General features: G+C 49.5%; 26 protein-coding genes and 2 tRNA genes. 17 read left to right on the top strand and 11 right to left on the bottom strand.

Annotation, left to right across the window (positions count from 1 at the left end; all coding sequences use genetic code 11):
• Positions 1-548 precede the first annotated feature (548 nt).
• Positions 549-624: transfer RNA gene (locus DES54_RS13885), tRNA-Ile, on the bottom strand.
• 141 nt (positions 625-765) lie between these two features.
• Here DES54_RS13885 and mug point away from each other — a divergent pair.
• Complete coding sequence (mug, locus tag DES54_RS13890; RefSeq protein WP_113868372.1) at positions 766-1,266, top strand: G/U mismatch-specific DNA glycosylase; 501 nt, start codon at positions 766-768, stop codon at positions 1,264-1,266.
• 83 nt (positions 1,267-1,349) lie between these two features.
• Here mug and rpoD read toward each other — a convergent pair whose 3' ends face one another.
• The 3 genes from rpoD to rpsU all read right to left on the bottom strand — a co-directional run bounded on the left by rpoD (position 1,350) and on the right by rpsU (position 5,448).
• Positions 1,350-3,185, bottom strand: a complete 1,836-nt coding sequence (rpoD, locus tag DES54_RS13895) for an RNA polymerase sigma factor RpoD (protein ID WP_113868374.1) — start codon at positions 3,183-3,185, stop codon at positions 1,350-1,352.
• A 155-nt stretch (positions 3,186-3,340) separates the two neighbouring features.
• A complete protein-coding gene (gene dnaG / locus DES54_RS13900) occupies positions 3,341-5,095 on the bottom strand; it encodes a DNA primase (protein ID WP_113868376.1) in 1,755 nt (584 codons plus the stop codon).
• Between the two features lie 137 nt (positions 5,096-5,232).
• Entirely contained in the window at positions 5,233-5,448 is a 216-nt protein-coding gene (rpsU, locus tag DES54_RS13905) for a 30S ribosomal protein S21 (protein WP_001144069.1), read from the bottom strand.
• Between the two features lie 226 nt (positions 5,449-5,674).
• Here rpsU and tsaD point away from each other — a divergent pair, with 226 nt between their 5' ends.
• Positions 5,675-6,688, top strand: coding sequence for a tRNA (adenosine(37)-N6)-threonylcarbamoyltransferase complex transferase subunit TsaD (gene tsaD / locus DES54_RS13910; RefSeq protein WP_113868378.1), 1,014 nt, complete (start codon positions 5,675-5,677; stop codon positions 6,686-6,688).
• 96 nt (positions 6,689-6,784) lie between these two features.
• Here tsaD and argR read toward each other — a convergent pair whose 3' ends face one another.
• A complete protein-coding gene (gene argR / locus DES54_RS13915) occupies positions 6,785-7,255 on the bottom strand; it encodes a transcriptional regulator ArgR (protein ID WP_113868380.1) in 471 nt (156 codons plus the stop codon).
• Positions 7,256-7,725: 470 nt separating this feature from the next.
• Here argR and mdh point away from each other — a divergent pair, with 470 nt between their 5' ends.
• On the top strand, positions 7,726-8,664 hold the full coding sequence (mdh, locus tag DES54_RS13920; RefSeq protein ID WP_113868382.1) for a malate dehydrogenase: 939 nt from the start codon (positions 7,726-7,728) through the stop codon (positions 8,662-8,664).
• An 88-nt stretch (positions 8,665-8,752) separates the two neighbouring features.
• Here the strand turns inward: mdh and DES54_RS13925 are convergent, their stop codons facing one another.
• Positions 8,753-9,001 carry a helix-turn-helix domain-containing protein gene (locus DES54_RS13925; protein ID WP_113868384.1) on the bottom strand — a complete coding sequence of 83 codons (249 nt, stop codon included), beginning with the start codon at positions 8,999-9,001 and terminating at the stop codon, positions 8,753-8,755.
• Positions 9,002-9,187: 186 nt separating this feature from the next.
• Here DES54_RS13925 and DES54_RS13930 point away from each other — a divergent pair, with 186 nt between their 5' ends.
• Both DES54_RS13930 and DES54_RS13935 read left to right on the top strand, forming a co-directional pair.
• Positions 9,188-9,577: a DNA-binding protein gene (locus tag DES54_RS13930; RefSeq protein WP_113868387.1), complete on the top strand. Its 390-nt coding sequence runs from the start codon at positions 9,188-9,190 to the stop codon at positions 9,575-9,577.
• 262 nt (positions 9,578-9,839) lie between these two features.
• A complete protein-coding gene (locus DES54_RS13935; protein ID WP_113868389.1) occupies positions 9,840-10,211 on the top strand; it encodes a DNA-binding protein in 372 nt (123 codons plus the stop codon).
• Positions 10,212-10,236: 25 nt separating this feature from the next.
• On the opposite strand, the gene ispB is transcribed toward DES54_RS13935, so the two are convergent.
• Positions 10,237-11,208 (bottom strand): octaprenyl diphosphate synthase, encoded by a 972-nt coding sequence (gene ispB, locus DES54_RS13940; protein WP_113868391.1) that lies wholly within the window; start codon positions 11,206-11,208, stop codon positions 10,237-10,239.
• A gap of 261 nt (positions 11,209-11,469) precedes the next feature.
• Here ispB and rplU point away from each other — a divergent pair, with 261 nt between their 5' ends.
• The 4 genes from rplU (at position 11,470) to cgtA (ending at position 14,530) form a co-directional block, all read left to right on the top strand.
• Positions 11,470-11,781 (top strand): 50S ribosomal protein L21, encoded by a 312-nt coding sequence (gene rplU / locus DES54_RS13945; protein WP_113868393.1) that lies wholly within the window; start codon positions 11,470-11,472, stop codon positions 11,779-11,781.
• Between the two features lie 19 nt (positions 11,782-11,800).
• Positions 11,801-12,058: a 50S ribosomal protein L27 gene (gene rpmA / locus DES54_RS13950; protein WP_109491399.1), complete on the top strand. Its 258-nt coding sequence runs from the start codon at positions 11,801-11,803 to the stop codon at positions 12,056-12,058.
• Positions 12,059-12,149: 91 nt separating this feature from the next.
• Entirely contained in the window at positions 12,150-13,109 is a 960-nt protein-coding gene (locus tag DES54_RS13955) for a DMT family transporter (RefSeq protein WP_113868395.1), read from the top strand.
• A gap of 248 nt (positions 13,110-13,357) precedes the next feature.
• Positions 13,358-14,530: an Obg family GTPase CgtA gene (cgtA, locus tag DES54_RS13960; protein WP_113868397.1), complete on the top strand. Its 1,173-nt coding sequence runs from the start codon at positions 13,358-13,360 to the stop codon at positions 14,528-14,530.
• 107 nt (positions 14,531-14,637) lie between these two features.
• Here cgtA and dacB read toward each other — a convergent pair whose 3' ends face one another.
• Positions 14,638-16,071 (bottom strand): serine-type D-Ala-D-Ala carboxypeptidase, encoded by a 1,434-nt coding sequence (gene dacB, locus DES54_RS13965; protein WP_113868400.1) that lies wholly within the window; start codon positions 16,069-16,071, stop codon positions 14,638-14,640.
• 268 nt (positions 16,072-16,339) lie between these two features.
• On the opposite strand from dacB, the gene greA reads away from it, so the two are divergent.
• Positions 16,340-16,816 carry a transcription elongation factor GreA gene (gene greA / locus DES54_RS13970; RefSeq protein WP_113868428.1) on the top strand — a complete coding sequence of 159 codons (477 nt, stop codon included), beginning with the start codon at positions 16,340-16,342 and terminating at the stop codon, positions 16,814-16,816.
• 128 nt (positions 16,817-16,944) lie between these two features.
• Here greA and yhbY read toward each other — a convergent pair whose 3' ends face one another.
• The gene (gene yhbY / locus DES54_RS13975) at positions 16,945-17,238 is read right to left on the bottom strand and encodes a ribosome assembly RNA-binding protein YhbY (RefSeq protein ID WP_113868402.1); all 294 of its coding nucleotides are present in this window, start codon (positions 17,236-17,238) and stop codon (positions 16,945-16,947) included.
• Between the two features lie 199 nt (positions 17,239-17,437).
• Between yhbY and rlmE the strand changes: the two genes are divergently transcribed.
• The 7 genes from rlmE to tnpA all read left to right on the top strand — a co-directional run bounded on the left by rlmE (position 17,438) and on the right by tnpA (position 23,711).
• Positions 17,438-18,067, top strand: a complete 630-nt coding sequence (gene rlmE, locus DES54_RS13980) for a 23S rRNA (uridine(2552)-2'-O)-methyltransferase RlmE (RefSeq protein ID WP_113868404.1) — start codon at positions 17,438-17,440, stop codon at positions 18,065-18,067.
• 56 nt (positions 18,068-18,123) lie between these two features.
• Positions 18,124-20,058, top strand: a complete 1,935-nt coding sequence (gene ftsH / locus DES54_RS13985; protein WP_113868406.1) for an ATP-dependent zinc metalloprotease FtsH — start codon at positions 18,124-18,126, stop codon at positions 20,056-20,058.
• A 123-nt stretch (positions 20,059-20,181) separates the two neighbouring features.
• Positions 20,182-21,015, top strand: a complete 834-nt coding sequence (folP, locus tag DES54_RS13990) for a dihydropteroate synthase (protein WP_113868409.1) — start codon at positions 20,182-20,184, stop codon at positions 21,013-21,015.
• A gap of 8 nt (positions 21,016-21,023) precedes the next feature.
• Positions 21,024-22,361, top strand: coding sequence for a phosphoglucosamine mutase (gene glmM, locus DES54_RS13995; protein ID WP_113868411.1), 1,338 nt, complete (start codon positions 21,024-21,026; stop codon positions 22,359-22,361).
• 239 nt (positions 22,362-22,600) lie between these two features.
• On the top strand, positions 22,601-22,933 hold the full coding sequence (secG, locus tag DES54_RS14000) for a preprotein translocase subunit SecG (RefSeq protein ID WP_113868413.1): 333 nt from the start codon (positions 22,601-22,603) through the stop codon (positions 22,931-22,933).
• A gap of 49 nt (positions 22,934-22,982) precedes the next feature.
• Positions 22,983-23,069: transfer RNA gene (locus DES54_RS14005), tRNA-Leu, on the top strand.
• A 183-nt stretch (positions 23,070-23,252) separates the two neighbouring features.
• Complete coding sequence (gene tnpA / locus DES54_RS14015) at positions 23,253-23,711, top strand: IS200/IS605 family transposase (protein WP_113868417.1); 459 nt, start codon at positions 23,253-23,255, stop codon at positions 23,709-23,711.
• A 230-nt stretch (positions 23,712-23,941) separates the two neighbouring features.
• Here tnpA and DES54_RS14020 read toward each other — a convergent pair whose 3' ends face one another.
• Positions 23,942-24,958, bottom strand: a complete 1,017-nt coding sequence (locus DES54_RS14020) for an NADP-dependent oxidoreductase (RefSeq protein ID WP_113868419.1) — start codon at positions 24,956-24,958, stop codon at positions 23,942-23,944.
• Between the two features lie 135 nt (positions 24,959-25,093).
• Positions 25,094-25,711 (bottom strand): hypothetical protein, encoded by a 618-nt coding sequence (locus DES54_RS14025; protein WP_113868421.1) that lies wholly within the window; start codon positions 25,709-25,711, stop codon positions 25,094-25,096.
• Positions 25,712-25,748 lie beyond the last annotated feature (37 nt).

A 25,748-nucleotide genomic window follows, 5' to 3' on the forward strand; every position in this document is an offset into this window, starting at 1 on the left:
GTCGGTAAAGCGTGATTTTTTCATAGCGAATCTCCTGCGTTCAGATTACGAGAAAATTCTACTTATGAACACTTCGCTTTTTCGGGGGGATTACCGGCGCTTTTTCTTTGGCAGTATAAGCGTGCTCAATAGGGCTAACCGCTATATGAACCGGCTACGAAGCCGGTTTTTTTGTACCCGATCAAACAGTAATGACAGCAGCGGATCATGATGTTGGTTCAATCAGGGGTTAGTGTTGGTTCAAAACGCCCCTGCGTTGGTTCAGTTTTTGATAAAATAACTAATAAAAACAACCATCTTTACAAATTGAACCAACTGAACCGACTGAACTAACATACTTTTGCTTATATATGCGTTTTCAGAAAAGTGAATTGTAGATCTGGTTATTGTGGGTTGGGGCAATACCGCTGATCCTACGGCGTCCAGAGTAGGGTTGTTAAATGAACATAAAACAGTCAATCATCACTATGATTACCCCTGCAAAATATCCCCGGCATATCCCCGAAAAAACAAAGGAGCCACGCTGTTAACGTAACTCCTTGAAATTCTGGTGGCCCCTGTTGGGTTTGAACCAACGACCAATCGATTATGAGTCGACTGCTCTAACCACTGAGCTAAGGGGCCGACGGGCGGAGATTATACGGTAATGTGCGGGGAAAGGTCTATAGCTCTTCAGCCGGATGGCTGTTTTCTACTCAGGATAGCTTGTTGTTATTATTGTCAGATTTTGCGATAAAAGCGGTAAACTCCGCATCAAGGAGAGGTATGATTACGGACATTCTGGCGCCAAATCTGTCAGTGGCTTTTTGTGGCATCAACCCAAGGTTATCGACGGCCCACCATGGGTATCATTTTGCCAATCCCAGCAATCGTTTTTGGAAAGTCATCCACCAGGCCGGATTCACTGAGCGTCTGTTGAGGCCTGAAGAAGAAGTGCATTTGTTGGATACCGGCTGTGGCATCACGATGCTGGTTGAGCGACCGACGGTAGAAGCGACGGCGTTGGCAAAAGAGGAATTGTTGCGGGGCGGTGAAGCGGTTATTGAAAAAATGCGCCGTTACCAACCGCGCGTGCTGGCCATTTTGGGTAAGCAGGCGTTCAGTCTGGCATTCGGTATTAAAAAGGTCGACTGGGGACGGCAGGCATTGACCATCGGCGATACTCAGGTCTGGGTTCTGCCTAATCCCAGCGGCTTGAATCGTGCGACGCTGGAATCGCTGGTGTTGTCCTATCGGGCGCTTTATCAGGCGCTTCAGGAAGGTTAAGCGGTCTGTGGATAAATGCATGGCAAAAAATAACCCCGGCGGAAACCGGGGTTATCAGGAAGTATGATTAGCAATCGAACGAATTAATCATCCAGGAAGCTGCGCAGAACTTCTGAACGGCTAGGGTGACGCAGTTTGCGTAACGCTTTCGCTTCGATCTGGCGAATACGTTCACGTGTTACATCAAACTGTTTACCCACTTCTTCCAGCGTGTGATCGGTATTCATATCAATACCGAAACGCATACGCAGTACTTTCGCTTCACGAGCGGTCAGCCCTGCCAGTACGTCGTGTGTGGCGGAACGCAAGCTTTCCGAGGTTGCGGAATCCAGCGGTAGCTCAAGCGTCGTATCTTCGATAAAGTCGCCCAGATGTGAATCTTCATCATCACCGATTGGCGTTTCCATCGAAATCGGCTCTTTGGCGATCTTCAGTACTTTACGAATCTTGTCTTCCGGCATCAGCATACGTTCGGCAAGTTCTTCCGGCGTCGGCTCACGACCCATTTCCTGTAGCATCTGGCGTGAAATACGGTTGAGTTTGTTGATCGTCTCAATCATATGCACCGGAATACGGATGGTGCGAGCCTGGTCCGCGATAGAACGTGTAATAGCCTGACGAATCCACCAGGTGGCATAGGTCGAGAATTTATAACCACGGCGATATTCAAATTTGTCTACCGCTTTCATCAGGCCGATATTGCCCTCCTGAATCAGGTCAAGGAACTGCAAACCACGGTTGGTGTATTTCTTCGCGATGGAAATTACCAGACGCAAGTTTGCTTCAACCATCTCTTTCTTCGCACGGCGAGCTTTCGCTTCACCAATCGACATACGACGGTTGATGTCTTTGACCTGCTCGATGGTCAGGCCGGTTTCTTCTTCAATCTGATGCAGCTTTTGCAGGCTGCGCTTAACATCGTCTGCTACGTCATGCAACTTCTCTGACCAGGGTTTGCCCATCGCAATGGCGGCGGTGAACCAGCTTTCGCTGGTCTCATTGCCGGAGAACAGCGTGACGAAGTTTTTCTTCGGCATTTTGCACTGTTCAACACACAGCTTCATGATCAAGCGTTCCTGAATTCGCACGCGATCCATCATGGAGCGCATACTGTTGACCAGGAAATCAAACTGTTTAGGCACCAGACGGAATTGTTTGAAGACTTCCGACAGATTCATGATCTCCTGCGCCGCTTTCGCATGATTACGACCGTGCATCTTGATGACCTGACGTGTCGTTTCATATTGCTGACGCAACTCCGTAAATTTCTCACGGGCCAACTCAGGATCGATGCTGTTATCATCTTCGGTATCGTCGTCTTCTTCTTCCTCTTCATCATCGTCCATTTCTTCGCTTGAAAGCTCAGAACCGACGTGAGTCGCGGTAGGCGCGATATCTTCCTCCGCATTCGGATCGACAAATCCGGTGATCAGATCGGACAAACGGCTTTCACCCGCTTCAACACGATCATATTGATCCAGCAGATACGTGATCGCTTCCGGGTACTCGGCAACAGAGCATTGAACCTGATTGATCCCATCTTCGATACGTTTGGCGATATCAATCTCACCTTCACGCGTCAGCAGTTCAACGGTGCCCATTTCACGCATGTACATGCGAACCGGATCGGTCGTGCGGCCAATTTCCGATTCAACGCTGGATAGCACTTGAGCAGCAGCCTCTGCCGCATCTTCATCTGTGTCAGCGGTATTTTCTGCCAGTAATAGATCATCCGCATCCGGTGCTTCTTCCATCACCTGGATGCCCATGTCATTAATCATCTGGATGATGTCTTCGATCTGATCGGAGTCGATGATATCTTCCGGCAGATGGTCATTGACCTCAGCATAGGTCAGGTAGCCTTGCTCCTTACCACGGGTGACAAGTAGCTTTAGCTGTGACTGCGGGTTTTGCTCCATAAGACGGTATCCACACTTCAGAGTATTTGGGTTGGTGTCGGTCGGCGTAATTCGCCAACAATAGCATTAGGGGTATTTTTCTTATCGCCGCAGCCCCTGTCACGGCTCTTTGCAGAGCTCAACTCCGCTATTTATCGGCAATTAAGCCTCGGTAATTAGTCTTTTCTGGTTAAAGCTAGTTGCAACGCCCAAAGCTCTTTTTTCTCTTTGGCGTTAAGCCCATGTGTTCTTTCACGGGCAATCAATGTTTCCTGACGCTGCTTTAGCAGTTGATCGTAGAGTTCCGCCAGGCTTATCCTGAACTTGTCGTCCAGTTCATCCTCTTCGATCATATGGTTCCAGGAAGCCATGGTTTCAAGCTGCTTGCGGTATTTACTGTCCCTGTATTTCTCAAGTAACAACCCCATGCTCATTCCGGGGCTGGCGTTACAGGTTTTTACCAGGTCCTGCAACAGAGACAAACCTGCGACCTTGCTTTCTTCAATCCCTTCCAGAGTTAGATCAGGCACTTCCACAGACAGTCTGGGGTTCTGCACCAAAAGTCCTATAAGTATACGCATAGTTGTGACTTTTAGCTGCGGCGGCTGATAGGGTTGAGCCTGTTCCGCCACTTTTGGCAACAATTTGTCCAACTGGTTGTCATCCAGAATCCCGAGTTTCTTGCCAAGCTGCTGGCGCAAATATAAACGCTGCGTCTCGCCTGGAACCTGACCAATCAAGGGCAGGGCCAGCGTGCTGAGTTTGGTTCGTCCGTCGGGCGAACTCATGTCCACCTGCTGTTGTAATGTCTCAAAAAGAAATTGCGACAGCGGTAAGGCTTGCTCCATCCGCTGCTCGAAAGCAGTCTTGCCTTCTTTACGAACCAGCGTGTCGGGATCTTCGCCGTCAGGCAGGAACATAAAACGTAGCTGACGGCCATCATTCAAATAAGGCAGCGCGGTTTCCAGGGCGCGCCACGCGGCTTCCCGGCCAGCGCGATCGCCGTCGTAACAACAGACGACCTGATCAGTGGCGCGAAATAGTAACTGAATGTGATCGGCCGTCGTGGATGTTCCCAACGAGGCAACCGCATAATCAATACTAAATTGCGCCAGGGCAACCACGTCCATGTACCCCTCAACCACCAGTAAACGTTTAAGTTCAGGGTGGCTTTGCTGCGCTTCATAAAGACCATAGAGTTGGCGGCCTTTATGAAAAATCTCTGTTTCAGGCGAATTCAGATATTTTGGCGTGCCATCGCCCAATACCCGACCGCCGAATGCAATAACCCGACCGCGCTTATCGCGGATGGGAAACATCACACGTTCGCGGAAACGATCATAAGTACGACCCTGGTCATTAGTCACCAACATACCGGCATCGTTCAATGTACTGCGATCGTCACTGTTGCGACCGAAACGTTTTAACGCGTTGTCCCAACCGGGAGGCGCAAAGCCAATAGCAAAATGACGAATCACATCGGCGCTCAGTCCCCTCTGCTGCAAATATTGCAAGGCAGGGGCGCCAATGGACTGACTTAATGTTTGTTGATAGAACGCACTTAATTGTTCCATCAAGGCATATAAACTTTGTCGCTGGTGACGTTCAAGCTGGGTTGGCCCGGTACCGGTTTCATACGGTACTTCAAGGCCATGCATCGTAGCCATTTCTTCAATACTTTCAACGAATTCAAGCCGATCGTAATTCATTAAAAAGTCGACCGCGTTACCATGCGCGCCACAGCCAAAACAATGATAGAACTGCTTATCGCCATTAACGGTGAATGACGGGGTTTTTTCGTGGTGGAACGGGCAACACGCGTGATAATTTTTGCCCTGCTTTTTCAGTTTGACGCGCGCATCGATAAGATCGACGATGTCAGTGCGAGCAAGCAGGTCATTGATAAATACGCGTGGAATTCGTCCAGCCATAAGCCCCTGTTTCTTAACTTATAAACGATAGCTTATAAACGACAACAAGCCGCGCATTCCTTTCGGAAAGCACGGCCTTCGTATGCAACTGCTAAGTCTGCGGATTAATCACGCGGTGGAGGAAAACCTCCTGAAAATTAATACAGACGAGTGCGGCGTGCGTTTTCTCGAGCCAATTTCTTCGCGTGACGTTTCACTGCGGAAGCTTTAGCTCGTTTGCGTTCGGTCGTTGGTTTTTCATAAAACTCACGACGACGTACTTCAGCTAAAACACCTGCTTTTTCACAGGAACGCTTGAAGCGACGCAGAGCTACGTCGAACGGCTCGTTTTCACGTACTTTAATTACCGGCATGTGCCTCTCACCTCAATAAATTCGGTTTGCCGCTGGCCTTGTGCCAGCCTTTTCAAAATGGTGCGGAATTCTACTGCAAACGGGGCGCCTTTGTAAAGCATTGCGGTGATCGTAAAACACCCAGTCTTCGTCGGCACGGAAACCAAGGGGCTTATGGTAGACTATTCGCCGCATGAAGCAAGCTGCATTAATGAAAGCTTGTCCCGTAATATAAGTAGGAAAAGCAATGCGCGTATTGGGTATCGAAACATCCTGTGATGAAACCGGCGTGGCCATCTATGACACGCAGGTTGGTTTACTCGCCAATCAACTCTACAGCCAGGTAAAACTGCATGCCGACTACGGTGGCGTAGTGCCTGAACTGGCGTCACGCGATCACGTGCGTAAAACGGTGCCGTTGATCCAGGCGGCGCTGCTTGAAGCCGGGTTAAAAGCCAGCGACATTGATGGCGTGGCATATACCGCAGGCCCTGGACTGGTTGGCGCGTTGCTGGTTGGCGCAACTATTGGGCGAGCGCTGGCGTTTGCCTGGAATGTGCCGGCGGTTCCAGTTCACCATATGGAAGCACATCTGTTGGCGCCGATGCTGGAAGAGAATCCGCCGGAGTTTCCGTTTGTGGCATTGCTGGTTTCCGGTGGTCATACCCAATTGATTAGCGTTACGGGGATTGGCGAATATCAACTGCTTGGCGAATCGATCGACGACGCGGCGGGCGAAGCCTTCGATAAAACGGCAAAACTGTTAGGGTTGGATTATCCCGGTGGACCAATGTTGTCGAAAATGGCGCAGACTGGCGATGCCGCGCGTTTTACGTTCCCGCGCCCAATGACCGATCGGCCTGGTCTGGACTTCAGCTTCTCCGGTCTTAAGACGTTTGCCGCCAGCACCATCCGAAATAATGACGATCATGCGCAGACACGCGCCGATATTGCTCGTGCCTTTGAAGATGCGGTTGTGGATACGCTATCAATCAAATGTCGTAGAGCGCTGGATGAAACCGGCTTCAAACGTTTGGTTATCGCGGGTGGGGTGAGCGCCAACCAGACGCTGAGTCAGCGTCTGGGGGAAATGATGGCGAAACGCGGCGGCGCGGTATTTTATGCGCGCCCTGAGTTTTGTACCGATAATGGCGCCATGATTGCCTATGCTGGCGTGGTTCGTTTGCAATACGGACAAAGCCATGATCTCGGTGTCGCCGTGCGCCCTCGCTGGCCGTTAGCCGAGTTGCCGGGCATTTAATCGATTATCACCAGCAACTTACATTACTGGTGAAATAGCATGTCAATTTTTAGCAAAATTGCAAAGCGTTATCGCGGTTTGCCGTGATAACGCCCGTTATAATTCCTGCTCGAAAAGAATCAGAATGGCTTCATAGAGTTGTTTGACGCTGAAGCCTCTGGCTGGTGTGGTGAATATGGTGTCATCACCGGCAATGGTGCCCAGAATGCCTTCCGATTTTCCCAGGGAGTCGAGCAGGCGGGCAATCAGTTGCGCTGCGCCGGGGCTGGTATGGATCACCACTACGGCATCATTATAATCAACATCTAATACCAGATTTTTCAACGGACTGGTCGTGGTCGGCACGCCAAGTTCTGCGGGCAGACAGTACACCATTTCCATTTTGGCATTACGTGTACGGACCGCGCCAAATTTAGTCAGCATACGTGAGACTTTGGATTGATTGATGTTTTCGAATCCATCGTCTTGTAAAGCCTGCACAATCTCGCTTTGGGAACTGAATTTTTCTTCCTTCAGCAGCGCTTTGAACGCTCTAACTAAATCTTCTTGTTTTATCGAGTTACGCATTCTGCACCGGACTAGCATTATTCTTGGTTTTATTATTATGCAGAAGAGTGAATTTTTATGCAATGAAAATGCCTATAACATCATCTGCAAGCGTTCACCACTTCTCTCTAAGATAATTAAACGGGCATGGTATCGATAGACTAAGAAATGTGTTCCGCGTCACATAAAAGTGAATAAAATGTTACCAAGATGATGTTTTTTGCATATCGTTGCACAATGTAATGTAGCTGACCAGTTAATTGACCGTGAATCATCGTCAGGTTACTGCCTGATGCCCCATTAACTTTACTTACCTTTCAAACGCATGACTGTTTTTGGTTTATTATTAGGGACATAGTGTATTTTTTCGTCTCGAGCGACACATGTTGAACGGTGAGTTGAGGGGTGCTGCTCTATCTCTTCTCGAATTTGAGTTTATAACCTTATGAGTTCACGGCACTTTTTTATTTTACGATAATAAGGAGTTTAGGATGAAAGTTGCAGTTCTCGGTGCAGCAGGCGGTATCGGTCAAGCTCTGGCGCTCCTCCTCAAAACCCAGATTCCTTCAGGTTCAGAATTATCCCTTTATGACATTGCTCCGGTAACGCCAGGAGTTGCTGTTGATCTAAGTCATATCCCGACTGCTGTAAAAATCAAAGGATTTAGCGGCGAAGACGCAAAACCCGCGCTTGTTGGCGCGGATATCGTTCTTATCTCTGCGGGTGTGGCGCGTAAACCGGGTATGGATCGTTCAGATCTGTTCAATGTGAATGCCGGGATCGTGCGCAATCTGGTTGAGCAGATCGCCAGCACTTGTCCTAAAGCCTGCATCGGTATTATCACCAATCCGGTGAATACGACTGTCGCTATTGCCGCTGAAGTGTTGCGCAAAGCGGGGGTTTACGACAAGAACAAACTGTTTGGCGTCACCACGCTAGACATCATTCGTTCCAATACGTTTGTCGCTGAACTTAAAGGCAAACAGCCGCAGGATATCAATGTTCCGGTTATCGGCGGACATTCTGGCGTGACTATTCTGCCTTTGCTGTCACAAATCCCTGGCGTGAGTTTTAGCGAACAGGAAGTCATCAATCTGACAAAACGTATCCAGAACGCGGGTACGGAAGTGGTGGAAGCTAAAGCTGGCGGTGGTTCGGCGACGCTGTCGATGGGACAAGCGGCCGCGCGTTTTGGCCTGTCTCTGGTTCGTGCCTTGCAGGGTGAAAGCGGTGTGGTGGAATGTACATACGTCGAAAGCGACGGTGAGTATGCCCGTTTCTTTGCACAGCCGGTTCTGTTAGGTAAAGACGGCATTGTTGAGCGTAAAGCGATTGGTACGCTGAGCGATTTCGAACAGCAGGCGCTGAAAAATATGCTGGAGACCTTGAATCAGGATATCGCCCTGGGTGAGTCATTCATCAATAACTGATGGTGACGTGGATTGAAATATCCTTATAAAAAAGCCGGAGATAAAATCTCCGGCTTTTTTATTCATTCACTATTATTATTTGGGCGGATTAATTTTTTCTATCAATGAGTTGGTTGGTTTCTGGATCGTAATATCGGCTTGGCCATATTTCTGATGGATGAATGCCTAATGCATCGGCGATGAGCCTTTCTCCCTTGGGCCAGGGCCGTGACAGAGCATTAGCAAGCGTTGATGAACTCAATCCGGCAGCACGTGATACCGCAGCCAGCGTAGTACCTTTCTTGCGCAGAGCAGCAATAATATCAGCGAGGTGCCAGTCATGTTTCCTTGAACTCATAATCCTTCCCTTATTTGCTGTAAGACAACTGTGTATTAGTGGTATAAATAACGGATGTTAGTTATTAATCAAACTAACATTCGTTATTATTTGGAAATAATATAGCATCAATTTTCTAAAATTTTCTCAATTAATTTCCAAATAAGTTGGTTTTTGTTAGGAGTAGCACTATCAGGATGAAAGGCGATGAAAAAAGAGTGGTTTGCGACCAACGAACTGGTTGGCGTTGGCGGTCTTCCGAAATCAAGACAAGGGCTGAATAAGCGTGCGCGTGAAGATGGATGGGAAAAGCGCCGCCGTAAAGGCGTTCAAGGGCGGGGAGTGGAATATTCGATTCACAGCCTGCCGGATTCGGTAAAAAAATCCCTGTTGCTTGAAAGCGAGTCGCCGCCATATGCTATCAAGCAGCCTGCTACGCTGGCGGTCTGGATGCAAATTTATTCTCAACTCTCTGAAACAGAAAGAAATGAACTTATTGCTTATATACTGCGCGTCGGAGTGTCCGCCACGCTCAGGCAGTTAGGCATACTATCTTCAGATGAAGCCGCTGACTCTGATGATACGCCCGACGAATAGGTTCCCATCTGTATTTGCCATCTGAAATCTGTCTGGACGGATGGCAATTAATCTTCCTCGTTATTTTGTTCTGCAACGCAGTTCTCATTCTCTCCCTCAGGCCATCTGGTTTCTGCCATAAATGATGAATCACGCCAGTTTTAGTGGTACTAATAACATGTGAAAGTTAGATGTTTAGGTAATAATAGTCTATTATATGGAAACTTTTTGGGGCGGTAACTCATGTGACTGCCTGTACCGGACCAGCAAGGGAGTTATAAATATGGACAAAGAGTGGTTTTCAACCAGTGAATTGGTTGGAGTGGGCGGATTGCCCAAATCCCCCCAGGGACTGAATAAACGGGCTCGTGATGATGGCTGGGAGAAACGCCGACGCAAAGGCGTCCAGGGACGCGGCGTCGAGTATTCCATCCGAAGTTTGCCCTATGAGGTCAGAAGCTCGCTAAAGATGAAGGAGAGCATGCCGCCAGCATATCAAGCGGAGAAGCAGCCGGCATTACTGGCGTCATGGGTGCATATTTTCAATCAGCTATCAGAAAGTGAGCAGTCTCGGCTGATTAATTTCATTTTGCGTGAAGGCACGCAAGCAATGCTGTCTCGTCTGGAGGATGTGACGGATGACCAGACAGCATAATCGGTAACGTGCGGGTGCAACGCATTCAGAAGTCGCGTTGCACGGCTAAATGCGCAAGACCTTCCAGTGCGGTGCGGAAAGGGGTATCCGGGAGATGTCGCAGCGCGTCAATTGCTTTATCGGCTTCTTCCTCCGCCCGCTGGCGCGTGTAGTCAAGCGAACCGCACTGCTGCATGGCGGTAAGTACCGGTTCAAGCAAATGACGTCCGTTGCCTTCTTCTATTGCCTGACGAATCATAGCGCTTTGCTCGACATTACCCTGGCGCATGGCATGCAGCAGCGGCAGTGTCGGTTTGCCTTCGTTGAGGTCGTCGCCGGTATTTTTGCCCAGCGTCTGGCCGTCGGCGCTGTAATCCAGCAGGTCGTCAATAAGCTGAAACGCCGTACCCAGATAGCGGCCATAATCCCGCAACGCGGTTTCCTGGTCCGGTGTGGCGCCGGCAAGAATGGCGGAAGCTTGAGCGGCTGCTTCGAACAGACGTGCGGTTTTGCTGTAAATAACCCGCATATAGCTTTCTTCGGTAATATCAGGATCGTTACAGTTCATTAACTGCAACACTTCTCCTTCCGCGATCACATTCACCGCTTCCGACATCAGCGCCAGTACCCGCAATGATTCCAGGCTGGTCATCATCTGGAAGGCGCGGGTATAGATAAAATCGCCAACCAATACACTGGCGGCGTTGCCAAAGGCGGCATTGGCGGTTGCTTTGCCACGACGCATGTCGGACTCATCCACAACGTCGTCGTGCAGTAACGTGGCGGTGTGAATGAATTCTATCAGCGCCGCTACCGTAATATGCTTATTGCCATCACAGGCAAGCGATCTGGCGGCAAGAACTGCGATCATGGGACGGATACGTTTGCCCCCGCCGCTGATAATGTAATGACCTAGCTGGTTAATGAGAACGACATCCGAGTTGAGTTGTTCAAGAATGACTCCATTGACCGCGTTCATGTCTTGCGCGGTTAGCGCTGTAATTTGTTCTAGATTCATTTTGGGTGCCAGCTGTTTTCTTCAACTTTACCGTAGGATAGTTGTTTCATAATCGGCATATGGTGGAACTTGTTGAGTTGATTGTACTTGAAAAATGAGAGAGATAAACGGCAGTTGATAGATTGTATTCTTTTTCTTCATATCCTTCAATTATGCACTTGTCATCATCAGGTTTTTTGCGTAGAATTCGCGCCCTATTGTGAATATTTATAGCGCACTCTGGATAATCATACGTTGAGTGCGCGGAAAGCGGAGTTTTTTATGTACGCGGTTTTCCAAAGTGGTGGTAAACAACACCGAGTAAGCGAAGGTCAAACCGTTCGCTTGGAAAAGCTGGACATCGCAACTGGTGAAGCTATTGAGTTTGATCAGGTTCTGATGGTTGCCAATGGTGAAGAAATCAAAATCGGCGTTCCTTTCGTCGATGGCGGTAAGATCAAAGCTGAAGTTGTTGCTCATGGTCGTGGCGAAAAAATTAAGATTGTTAAGTTCCGTCGCCGTAAACACTACCGTAAGCAAGCGGGCCATCGTCAGTGGTTCACTGACGTGAAAATCACCGGCATCAGCGCTTAAGATTTAGGAGAGCGGATTAATGGCACACAAAAAAGCGGGCGGTTCAACTCGTAACGGCCGTGACTCAGAAAGTAAACGCCTGGGCGTAAAACGTTTCGGCGGCGAAGCAGTATTGGCTGGCAGCATCATCGTTCGTCAGCGCGGAACCAAGTTCCACGCTGGTAGCAACGTAGGTTGCGGGAAAGACCACACTCTGTTTGCTTTGGCTGACGGTAAAGTTCAGTTTGAAGTTAAAGGCCCGAAAAATCGTAAATACATCAGTATCGTTGCTGAATAATATTTCGTGTTAGGTCTTACAGATTTAAGCCCTGCAATTCGTTGCGGGGCTTTTTACATTTCTGATTCTGCGTAATCAACCAGAGAAAAGCATGAACACTAAACAACAGACGGGTATCGGTCTTGCTCTGGCGCTGACCACGGCAATATGCTGGGGAGCCTTGCCGATAGCCATGAAACAGGTTCTGCCTGTCATGGAGCCTTATACTATTGTTTGGTATCGTTTCTTGATTGCATCAATAGGTCTTGGTGTGCTGCTTTTCTCACGCAATAAACTCCCGCCCATGCGTATTTTCCGGCGTCGGCGTTGGTTGATTGTCTTGCTGATCGCGACATGTGGTTTGTTGGGCAACTTTGTTTTTTTCAGTTCATCACTACAGTATCTTAGCCCAACGGCCTCTCAGGTTATCGGTCAACTTTCTCCTGTTGGTATGATGTTCGCCAGCGTCTTTATCTTGAAAGAAAAGATGCGGCCAACACAAATCATCGGGGCGGTCACCTTGATTTGCGGTCTGATTCTGTTTTTCAACACCAGCCTGATAGAGATTTTCACCCGTCTGACGGATTACACGTTGGGCGTTATATTGGGTGTGTGTGCGTCAGCGGTATGGGTTTCTTATGGTGTGGCCCAAAAAGTGTTACTACGGCGTCTGACGTCGCAGCAGATCCTGTTTCTGCTTTATGTACTCTGCGTTCTGTTTATTACTCCTTTTGCCGATCCTGAAACTATTTTGCAACTCAGTGGCTGGCAGCTTTTATGTTTACTGTTTTGTGGCGCCAATACCCTGATAGGTTATGGCGCGTTGGCTGAAGCCATGGCTCGCTGGCAGGCGGCGCAGGTCAGTGCGGTGATTACGCTCACCCCCTTGTTTACGTTGCTCTTTTCTGATTTGCTGGCGTTGACGTGGCCGGATTTTTTTGCCGCGCAGGTGCTTAACTGGGTCGGGTATTCAGGCGCTTTAATTGTCGTGGCCGGGGCGATGTTTTCAGCGATAGGACACCGTTTCTTCCCCGGACGGCAACAAAATTCGCCGATCGTTATACCAAAATGAGCGCAGAATCATTTGCGTCAGATGATGTTTCGACATTCCATGTGGGCTGTTTATTTTTAATACAGATGAAAAGATTGGCATAAGCGGGTACAATTCGCCCCCTTGCCGGAGCAGGTTCTGGTGCGTCAGTTTTTTATGACAGATAATAATAGTTATCTTCCTTTAAATCAAAAAGTTACGCCGAAGAGAACCAATAATTAGCCTAAAACAAGTAGATATTCTCTATTGGTTTTTTGCGGAGAGAGTCAATGAAGTTTGTAGATGAAGCGACTATTTTAGTGGTTGCAGGTGACGGCGGTAATGGCTGTGTCAGCTTCCGCCGCGAAAAATACATTCCCAACGGTGGGCCTGATGGCGGTGATGGCGGCGATGGCGGCGACGTTTATCTGCTGGCCGATGAAAATCTGAATACGCTGATTGACTATCGTTTTGAAAAATCATTTCGCGCTGAGCGCGGTCAGAATGGTCAAAGCCGCGATTGCACCGGTAAACGCGGTAAAGACATCACGATTAAAGTACCTGTCGGCACTCGTGTGCTGGATAAGGGAACAGGCGAAGTGCTGGGTGATATGACACGCCATCAGCAGAGGCTTATGGTGGCCAAAGGCGGCTGGCATGGGTTGGGCAACACCCGATTTAAATCTTCCGTTAACCGTGCTCCGCGCCAGAAAACGAACGGTACGCAGGGTGAAGAGCGTGAACTGATGCTTGAGCTCCTGTTGCTGGCTGATGTCGGGATGCTGGGATTACCGAATGCGGGGAAATCGACGTTTATCCGTGCAGTTTCGGCAGCCAAACCGAAAGTGGCGGATTATCCTTTTACCACGTTGGTGCCTAGCCTTGGCGTTGTTCGTATGGACAGCGAACAAAGCTTTGTGGTGGCCGATATCCCTGGTTTGATTGAAGGCGCTTCCGAAGGCGCGGGTCTGGGAATTCGCTTCCTTAAGCATTTGGAACGTTGCCAGGTTCTATTGCATCTGGTTGATTTGGCGCCGATCGATGAATCCGATCCGATAGAAAATGCCAAAGTGATCATCAATGAATTGCAGCAATACAGCACGGGTTTATCTGAAAAACCGCGTTGGTTGGTCTTCAATAAAGTTGATTTAATCGATAAAGCGGAAGCGGAAAAACGCGCAAAAGAGATTGCGGCTGCGTTAGGCTGGGAAGAAAAGTATTACCTGATTTCCGCGGCTAACCGTGAAGGGGTCAATGCGCTGTGTTGGGATGTGATGAATTTCCTGAAAGTGCAGCCTAAAGCGATGGCCATCGAAGAAAGCGCGCCAGAGAAAGTGGAGTTCATGTGGGATGATTACCACCGGGAACAGTTGGCAACCGCTGAAAGCGAAGCGGAAGAGGAATGGGATGATGATTGGGACGACGAGGATGAAGAAGGCGTCGAAATCGTTTATCAGCGTTGATAGTCATCCGGGCTGATAAATCACATCCAGCCCGATGCGAGATGGCGGTCAGGCCAGTCATTCCAAGTAAGCACAGCGCGGAAATACGCTGTGCTTTTTACTTTGGATTAATTGCTTTGATAAATGTCTTTGTATAAACGACTTTCAAAGCGTACCAGAGGCACCCGGCGCGAGCGCTGGTCTTCCGGTGGAACGGCGTAACCGGAAAGGAATTGAACGAACGCCATCCGCTGACCGCTTGCCGTGGTAATGAAACCAGCCAGATTATAAACGCCTTGCAATGCGCCGGTTTTCGCGGAAACCTTACCGTTCACACCTGCTTCATGTAATCCGCCCCGATAGCGTAACGTTCCGTCATAACCCGCAAGCGGCAGCATCATAATATAATTCAGTTCCTGATCGTGCTGAGCGATATATTGTAATATCTGCATCATGGTTGCCGGAGAGATCAGATTGTGGCGCGATAAGCCTGAACCATCGACAACGATACTGTTACCCAGATCGATCCCCGCTTTCTGACGCACTATTTGACGCACGGCGTCAGCGCCGGCACGCCAGGTTCCCGGCACATTGAAGCGCTCATGCCCGATAGTGCGGAAAACCGTATCCGCAATCATATTATCCGATTTTTTCAGCATGACGGTCAGCAGAGCATGCAATGGCGCGGATTGGGTCTGCGATAACACCGTACCGGTGGGGCCCGGCTGAGTCTGGCGGCGCAAATTGCCTTTGATTCTGATATTCGCCTGTTGAAGCTCATCTTTTACAATGGCCCCGGCATAACTGGCCCCATCCTGAATGGCAAAAGCGAGTGGCAGCGGTTCAGCCCGCTGAGCCAGGCAACCGGTGAGCGTAAAACGGTTCAGTTCTCCCAGCACAACGTCCAGTTCGCAGTATTGCGCGTCTGGAGAGCCTTTGGCCAGGGTGCGTACTTCACTGAACATTTGTACCGGATAATAAGAAGCCACGCGGATAAACGCGTTATCGCCAGCTTTGGGCGCGCCATAGAGAGAAACGGAGAAGCAGTTGCGATCGACAATCGCCGCGGAAGGCGGCGCGCTGAAACACTGCGTCATGTCGTTCCATGGCCAGCCTGGTGCTTTGTCATGGCTGGCGAACACTGATGTGTCGATCATGACATCCCCCGCGATTTCTTGTATGCCGCGCTTTCTTAATTCCAGCACCATATTGCGTATTTGCTGGCGCTTCAGGGTCGGATCGCCACTGAAGCGGACGATCAGATCACCACGTAATATACCGTTACTGACGGCCTCATGGCTTTCCATTGTGGTCACAAAACGGTAGTCTGGGCCTAACTGGAGCAGTGCTGCCAATGCGGTTATCACCTTTTGCGTACTGGCGGGTAACGCCATTTGTTGGCTGTTAAAGGCCATTGCCGGTGTAGGCGCCCCGATTTTTTGCACAACCAGCGCGAGATTGGCGCCATCGGGCAAATATTGGATGTGATCTTCAACAGTCGCTGCATTGGCATGCAGAATAAAAGCGCAGGCAAGTCCGGTAACAATCGACGAAAAACGCATAATCTCAGCTAACAACAGGGTAACGTGTGGTCATACTACGGCGCAACACGGTCTAAAGTAAACGATGACCCTCATGGAACTCTGGGTTAAAATACGTATCAAAATGCAAATCGATACCGGCCTGGACATTTTGTTCCGGGGCTGGTTGTTTTTGTTTTACGCCCGGAAAACGCTGTTGTGCACAGACACGATGCCGTATTTAATTTTTAACGGTCAGGATGACAACGACTTTGTAAGTCTAACGGATTTTTTTAGAGGTATAGACAATATGAAACAATTTCCGATGACGTTGCGTGGCGCTGAAAAATTACGCGAAGAGCTTGAGTTTTTGAAATCAGTTCGTCGGCCCGAGATTATCGCCGCGATTGCTGAAGCCCGCGAGCATGGTGATTTGAAAGAGAATGCGGAGTACCATGCAGCGCGTGAACAACAGGGTTTTTGTGAAGGTCGAATCCAGGACATCGAAGCCAAACTCTCTAATGCTCAGGTTATCGATGTGACGAAAATGTCCTCGAACGGTCGTGTGATCTTTGGCGCGACCGTGACCGTCATGAATCTGGATAATGAAGAAGAGCAGACTTATCGTATCGTCGGTGACGATGAGGCGGATTTTAAACAAAATCTGATTTCTGTTAATTCCCCAATTGCCCGTGGTCTGATTGGCAAAGAAGAAGACGATGTGGTGGTTATCAATACGCCGGGCGGCGATGTTGAATATGAAATCATCAGGGTTGAATATTTGTGATTTTTTCTGGATTGGCGATTAAAACAGCAAAGTTTGTAAAGAAAAGAAAAAGGCCGCTCACGGCCTTTTCTCTAACAGGCAGGCATGGCACCTTTCCGTTAAAACAACGTATGTTGAAATAAAAAGTGCTATCGTGGTAACACAATTTTACGTTCTTTTGCCGGACGATAAAGCACCAGCGTATGGCCGATGACCTGAACGTTATTGGCGCCGCTTTCACGAACAATTGCTTCAACAATCAAAGCCTTGGTTTCGCGATCTTCGGTAGCGATTTTTACTTTGATCAGTTCGTGATGCTCCAAAGCTTGTTCGATCTCAGCCAGAACACCTTCGGTGAGGCCGTTATTGCCCAGCATGACAACCGGTTTTAACGGATGCGCCAGGCCTTTCAGGTGTTGTTTTTGTTTGTTACTTAGGTTCATTGTCTTTTTTGCTTAGGTTGGGATTGAAAACGGGTCATTCTACCGCCATCTCATGATTATAACCAATCTGTCGATGTCGATTGGGGATATGTGAGAAGAGAAAAATGCCGGGAAAGAAATATTAAAGTATTCCCCGCGTCTGTGGGGGTAAACCGTTTCCACCCACTGAGAGCGTCTTACAAGAATAGTTGGAAAACTGATGGCTAATAAGAAGCGTTCTGCGAGTTCCAGTCGCTGGTTGCAGGAACACTTTAGCGATAAATATGTGCAGCAGGCGCAGAAAAAGGGGCTCCGCTCACGGGCTTGGTTTAAACTTGATGAAATACAGCAGAGCGACAAACTGTTTAGACCGGGTATGACCGTGGTCGATTTGGGCGCCGCGCCGGGCGGCTGGTCGCAGTACGTGGTGACGCAGATCGGCGGACAAGGTCGTATCATTGCCTGTGATATTTTACCGATGGATCCTATTGTTGGTGTCGATTTCCTTCAAGGTGATTTTCGTGATGAATTGGTCCTCAAAGCGCTGCTGGAGAGAGTTGGGGATAATAAGGTTCAGGTGGTGATGTCCGACATGGCCCCGAACATGAGTGGTACACCGGCGGTTGATATCCCGAAATCGATGTATCTGGTTGAGTTAGCGCTTGAAATGTGTCGGGATGTAATAGCGCCAGGCGGGAGTTTCCTGGTGAAAGTGTTTCAGGGCGAAGGTTTTGATGAATACCTGCGGGAAATTCGTTCCCTGTTTACGAAGGTGAAGATTCGTAAGCCAGATGCTTCGCGCGCCAGGTCGCGTGAAGTGTATATTGTAGCGACAGGGCGCAAACTGTAGTACCCTAACGCTATTTTTTAACACAGTTGTAATATGAGGTTTATCCCTTGAGTGACATGGCGAAAAACCTGATTCTCTGGTTAGTCATCGCAGTAGTGCTGATGTCCGTATTCCAGAGCTTCGGGCCCAGCGAGTCGAATGGCCGTAGGGTGGATTATTCAACCTTCTTGACTGAAGTGAATCAGGATCAGGTCCGTGAAGCACGTATTAACGGGCGTGAGATTAATGTTATCAAAAAAGATAGCAACCGATACACGACTTATATTCCTGTCAATGATCCCAAGCTACTGGATAACCTGCTTACGAAGAATGTGAAAGTCGTTGGAGAACCACCGGAAGAACCAAGCCTGCTGGCTTCGATCTTTATTTCCTGGTTCCCGATGCTGCTATTGATTGGTGTCTGGATCTTCTTCATGCGTCAAATGCAAGGCGGCGGCGGTAAAGGCGCCATGTCTTTTGGCAAAAGCAAGGCCCGGATGCTGACGGAAGATCAGATCAAAACGACTTTTGCTGATGTGGCGGGTTGTGACGAAGCAAAAGAAGAAGTAAGCGAACTGGTCGAGTATTTGCGTGAGCCAAGCCGTTTCCAGAAACTGGGTGGCAAGATACCGAAAGGTATCCTGATGGTCGGGCCGCCGGGTACAGGTAAAACGTTGCTGGCAAAAGCTATCGCCGGTGAAGCGAAAGTACCTTTCTTTACTATTTCTGGTTCTGATTTCGTTGAAATGTTCGTCGGTGTCGGTGCTTCCCGTGTACGCGACATGTTTGAGCAGGCCAAGAAAGCGGCGCCTTGCATCATCTTTATCGACGAAATCGATGCGGTAGGTCGTCAGCGTGGCGCGGGTCTGGGCGGTGGTCACGATGAACGTGAACAGACGCTGAATCAGATGCTGGTTGAAATGGATGGTTTTGAAGGCAACGAAGGCATTATTGTCATCGCCGCCACCAACCGTCCCGATGTACTGGACCCTGCGTTACTGCGCCCAGGCCGTTTTGACCGTCAGGTGGTTGTTGGCTTACCCGATGTGCGAGGCCGTGAGCAGATTCTGAAAGTACATATGCGCCGTGTGCCTTTGTCGCCAGATATTGATACATCTGTGATCGCGCGCGGTACGCCGGGTTTTTCCGGTGCTGATTTGGCTAACCTGGTCAATGAAGCGGCATTGTTCGCCGCACGCGGTAACAAGCGCGTTGTGTCGATGGTCGAGTTTGAAAAAGCGAAAGACAAAATCATGATGGGCGCTGAGCGCCGTTCCATGGTGATGACTGAGCAACAGAAAGAATCGACGGCTTATCACGAAGCAGGACACGCGATTATTGGTCGACTGGTTCCTGAACACGATCCGGTGCATAAAGTGACGATTATTCCACGTGGCCGTGCGCTGGGTGTGACGTTCTTCCTGCCGGAAGGCGATGCGATCAGCGCCAGTCGTCGGAAGCTGGAAAGCCAGATTTCCACCCTGTACGGCGGTCGTCTGGCCGAAGAAATTATCTATGGTGCGGAAAAGGTTTCGACCGGTGCGTCGAATGACATCAAGGTTGCAACGTCCATTGCACGCAATATGGTTACACAGTGGGGCTTCTCTGAAAAACTGGGGCCATTGCTGTATGCCGAAGAAGAAGGCGAAGTGTTCCTGGGGCGTTCCGTAGCGAAAGCCAAACATATGTCTGATGAAACGGCAAGAATCATTGATCAGGAAGTGAAATCCTTGATTGAGCGGAATTATGTGCGTGCGCGTGAGTTGCTGATGGCAAACATGGACATATTGCATTCAATGAAAGACGCGTTGATGAAATATGAAACCATTGATGCCCCGCAGATTGATGATCTGATGGCGCGTAAAGATGTTCGCCCGCCAGCAGGCTGGGAAGAGTCTGGCTCGGATAGTAATTCTGATAACGGCGGTTCGCCAAAGGCGCCAACGCCAGTTGATGAACCCAATACCCCAAATCCGGGTAATACGATGTCAGAACAACTGAGCGATAAATAACGCGTCAGATTATGTTTTTCTGCACGTAGTGTTTCTGCAAACCCCGGCTTAAAGCCGGGGTTTTTTACTAATGAGTTTGCTGGAAAATTTTTAAGGTAAGCCCGTGATGTCGAGGAATATGTCATGCAATTAATTGCCAGAGGGTCAATCCTGGATCTGTCTCGCCCTAATGTTATGGGCATTCTCAATGTTACACCTGATTCATTCTCTGATGGCGGCAAACACAACAGCGTAGAAGCCGCATTACATCATGCTCAGGAGATGATCGCCGCTGGCGCAACATTGATCGATATCGGCGGGGAATCGACTCGCCCTGGTGCTGATGATGTGAGTATCGAAGAGGAGCTGGAGCGTGTAGTGCCGGTGGTTGAAGCATTGTCCACACGTTTTGATGTATGGATTTCAGTCGATACCTCAAAACCGGAGGTCATCACTGCCTCTGCTCAAGCCGGGGCGCACCTCATCAATGATATTCGATCGCTGCAAGAGCCGGGTGCTTTAGAAGCAGCGGCGGCAACGGGGCTGCCAGTCTGTCTGATGCACATGCAAGGGTTGCCGAAAACCATGCAGCATAATCCCCATTATGACGATTTGATGGCGGAAGTCGGGGCATTTTTACAACAGCATATCGATCGTTGCGTGAACGGCAATATTCCAAAAAATAAGCTATTACTGGATCCCGGATTCGGATTTGGTAAGAATCTGGCCCATAATTATGAGCTTCTGGCCCGGCTGGGGGAATTGCATCGCTTTGGACTGCCGTTGCTGGTGGGGATGTCCAGGAAATCCATGATTGGTCAGCTACTTAAGGTACCTCCATTACAACGCGTTCAGGGCAGCGTGGCGTGTGCGGTGATTGCCGCGATGCAAGGCGTACAAATCATCCGCGTTCATGATGTGAAAGAAACCGTCGATGCCATGCGCATTGTTGAAGCGACTCTTGCAGCAAAGGAATAAAAACAACTATGAGTAATCGCAAATATTTTGGAACGGACGGCGTGCGCGGCAAAGTTGGCGATACACCGATCACGCCTGACTTTGTGCTGAAACTTGGCTGGGCGGCGGGTAAGGTTTTGGCGCGCCACGGTTCCCGTAAGATCATTATCGGTAAGGACACCCGAATTTCCGGCTATATGCTGGAGTCTGCTCTTGAAGCGGGGCTGGCGGCAGCCGGTTTGTCCGCTTCTTTTACGGGACCGATGCCGACACCCGCGGTTGCTTATTTGACTCGTACCTTCAGGGCGGAAGCGGGGATCGTTATCTCTGCTTCACACAATCCTTACTATGATAATGGTATTAAATTCTTTTCTATTGACGGCACCAAATTGCCTGATGAGGTGGAAGAAGCCATTGAAGCAGAGATGGAAAAACCGTTGACCTGTGTGGAGTCGGCGGAATTGGGGAAGGCAAACCGTATTGTCGATGCGGCAGGACGTTATATCGAATTTTGTAAAGGTACGTTTCCCAGCGAACTCAGTCTCAGCGGCTTGAAAATTGTAGTTGACTGTGCAAATGGCGCCACATACCACATCGCGCCAAGTGTGTTGCGTGAACTGGGCGCCAAAGTGATTTCCATTGGCTGTGAACCGGATGGGATGAACATCAATGAAGAATGCGGCGCGACGGATGTCAGACAGTTACAGGCCCGCGTTTTGGCTGAGAAGGCGGATGTTGGACTGGCATTTGATGGCGATGGAGATCGTCTGATTATGGTTGACCATCAGGGTAACAAAGTAGATGGCGACCAGATTCTGTATATCATTGCCCGCGAAGGCTTGCGTCAGGGACAATTGCGCGGTGGCGCGGTTGGTACGCTGATGAGCAACATGGGCCTGGAGCTTGCGTTAAAGCAACTGGGCATTCCTTTTGCCCGCGCCAAAGTCGGTGATCGTTATGTGCTGGAGATGATGCAGGCGAAAGGATGGCGTATCGGGGCCGAGAACTCAGGCCACGTGATTCTGTTGGATAAAACCACGACGGGTGACGGCGTGATCGCCGGTTTACAAGTGCTGACGGCGATGGTCAGAAACCACATGAGTCTGCATGACTTGTGCAGCGGCATGAAACTTTTTCCGCAGATTCTGGTTAATGTGCGTTTCTCTGGCGAACATGATCCGCTGGAGGATAAAACCGTGCAGCAGGTGACTCAGGATGTTGAAAAAGATCTCACCGGACGAGGACGCGTTCTGTTGCGTAAATCGGGTACTGAACCGCTGATTCGTGTGATGGTTGAAGGTGAAAATGAAGCAACGGTAATTGAATTTGCGAATCGGATTGCTGATGCGGTAAAGGCGGTGGGTTAAACCCTGTCAAACAAATACATAGGACTTTCGGTTATTGTCATATGCTGAAAGCCGCTGTTTTTTTCTTCAATCAGCAAATGACGGCCAAATTACCCTTGCGTACTCTACAGCCTTTGGTTAGTATTCAGACCCGCTTGATATGGGATGAGTGTTCATCCGATTTAGCGGATTAGACGCGGTTTACCGCAAGAATATAGCATTCTCCATTGATAATGGGGAAAACGGTCACAGGTACAATTATGTACGAAGCTCTTTTAGTCATTTTCCTGTTAGTAGCAATCGGGCTTGTTGCCTTGATTATGCTGCAACAAGGCAAAGGTGCTGATATGGGCGCTTCGTTCGGAGCAGGTGCTTCTGCCACTTTGTTCGGTTCGAGCGGCTCCGGTAACTTTATGACTCGCCTAACGGCGATACTGGCGGCATTGTTCTTCATCATCAGCCTGGTGCTGGGGAATATGAGTTCATTGCAGAAGAAAGGCAGTGCCTGGGATAACCTGAGCCAGCCGGAGAACGCGGAGCAAACGACAACGCCCGCCGCGCCTGCTGCGCCAGCCAGCGATATTCCGCAGTAATGGTTTGAAGTAGTAACGACAGCCGTTACTGTGCAAAAGTTATTTTGATGCCGAGGTGGTGGAATTGGTAGACACGCTACCTTGAGGTGGTAGTGCCCGATTGGGCTTACGGGTTCAAGTCCCGTCCTCGGTACCAATACAGAATCAATAGACGTCAAGCGACGTCTATTTTTTTTATGCACAGAAAACCCCCAGCTAGGCTGGGGGTTCCGTAAAGCTTTCAGCTATAAGTCGGTTATAAAAACCCCTTTTGATTTGTTAAAACACCTTGCGGTCTGGCAACTGCAAAAGTTAAACAAGAAATCGAAAGGGGGTCCCTATGGGGGACGAAAAGAGCTTAGCGCACACCCGATGGAACTGTAAATATCACATAGTATTTGCGCCGAAATACCGAAAGCAGGTGTTCTATGGAGAAAAACGCAGGGCGATAGGCAGCATATTGAGAAAGCTATGTGAATGGAAAAACGTGAACATCCTTGAAGCGGAGTGTTGTGTTGATCATATCCATATGCTTCTAGAGATCCCGCCTAAAATGAGCGTATCGGGTTTTATGGGATACCTGAAGGGAAAAAGTAGCCTGATGCTTTACGAACAGTTTGGAGATTTGAAGTTCAAATACCGAAATCGTGAATTATGGTGCCGAGGGTATTATGTGGACACGGTAGGAAAAAATACATCGAAGATACAGGAGTATATAAAGCACCAGTTGGAGCAGGACAAGTTGGGAGATCAACTCTCGATTCCGTATCCGGGTAGCCCGTTTACGGGCCGTAAGTAACGAATTAGGATGCAAATGTCAGATCGTGATGCGCCTGTTAGGGCGCGGCTGGTAAGAGAGCCTTATGGCGCATCTGAAAAACCCCCAGGCTATGCCGGGGGATACTTTTTTATCTCAACCCCACGTATTTACTGGCTTTCCCTTCTTTTCAGCCTCTGGTTCTTATTCACTATTCGTGCAAACCCCACGCTGTGCCTTGCCTGAATATGGCCGTAAGCACTCACTTGTTTTTATAGGCGAACCAGTTGCTTACCCAGATGTTTACCGTTCAACATATCGATGAAGGCTTGAGGCGCATTTTCCAGCCCGTCAGTGATGGTTTCCCGGTATTTCAACGCTCCTTTCTCGACAGCACGCAATAGCCAGCTATCCGCCTCGGCATAATCTTTAAACCATTCCGTCACCAGGAAAAAACGGCTCAGCGGCGCATCGGGCAGCGAGGCAAAAAAGTCCGCCGGACCGGAAACATCAACCTCCGTTCCCTGATTGTAATGCGCTGCATTGCCGCAGACAGGCACCCGTGCACCCTCGTTGAGCAGTTTGGCGACAAACAAGGAAACCCGGCCACCCACATTTTCGAAATAGATATCAACACCATTGGGACAAGCGGCGCGGAGATCGCGATTCAAATCATCTTTCTTGTAATTGAGGCAGGCATCGAACCCTAACGTATCGACGACGTAATGGCATTTTTCCTCACTGCCGGCCAGACCAACGACCCGGCATCCAGCCAGCTTTCCCAACTGCCCGACGACCGCTCCCACCGCCCCCGAAGCTGCGGATACCACCAGCGTTTCTCCCACCTTGGGTTTGGCAATCTTATTCATTCCAAAATAGGCTGAACGCCCTGGCGTGCCCACCGTGCCCAGAAAAATAGACGGCGACAGCGATGTCGGCTGTACCTGATGGGTTATAAAGTCCTGTGAACCACCGACATAGTATTTCTGCCAACCGGAGAATGTGAATACACAATTTCCGACCGCAAACCGAGGGTTGCTCGTCGCCACGACATAGCCTACAGTCTCTCCCTGGATAACCTCTCCCAGTTTGATCGGGCTGACATAAGCCGGATTTCTATTGAGACGGGGCCGGGTATACAGATCAATAGATAGCCATTTATTTTCCACCAGATATTCGCCAGGCTGTAATGTCGCGATCGGGCTTTGTTCCAGCCTGAAATCATTTAACTGCGCGGGACCGTCAGGGTGGCGATTCAAGACAATGGATTTATTTTCAAACTGATTCATAACATTCCTTCTCTTCATGACATACCCGCCCACCCGGAATGTAGACCGGCTCTGCGGCGTTTGCCCTGCTGAAATGCACAGGGCGGCGGGTAGCTATCGTTATTAAGGCGCTGAATATTTTTCACTCAGGCGTGTTTATCCGATGGATTTGGCCGCCCAGCGATATCGCGGCCAGTAGAAACTGAAGATGATCAACAACAGGGTGATCGGCCAGCCGCAGGCCAGAACAATCGCATCCATCGGCAGCCCTTCCTGTTGCGAAAGGGCATAAATGCCTAGCGCTTTCAGCAGGAATATCAGCATCCAGACCACAGAGACTTCGTGCCAGGCTCTGGCGTAGCGCGGCGTGTTATAGACCGGCAGCGTCTTGAGGACGGGCATGGCTTGTTCCGCCAGCGTTCTCACGACCGGACGTTGCAACAGGCTGTAGACCGCAAAAACGATCACGACGGAGATCGCGCCGCTGACCGCTAAAAAGACGCTTTCCTGTCTGATGGCGAATGGCGTATGGCCGAGTAAATAGAGGTAATGGCTACCGCCCGATAGCATAATCAACGCGATAATCGCCAGAGCGCCTTTGCGTCGGTTGACGCCCTCCACAACAGCGGAATAGAGCGCGGTAATTAGCAGGGCGATACCGGCGCCGCCCAGCCAGAATGCGATGTGATAGAACACAATCGGTAGCACGATAGTGAGGTGCGCATCACGCGACAGCAAGTATGACCATAGGGTGATTGAGGATGACTGTTGCATATTCCTTCCTTGTAAAATAAATTGTTGAGCAATTTGC

The sequence above is a fragment of the Brenneria salicis ATCC 15712 = DSM 30166 genome (genome assembly GCF_003315515.1).
Classification (GTDB): Bacteria; Pseudomonadota; Gammaproteobacteria; order Enterobacterales; family Enterobacteriaceae; genus Brenneria; species Brenneria salicis.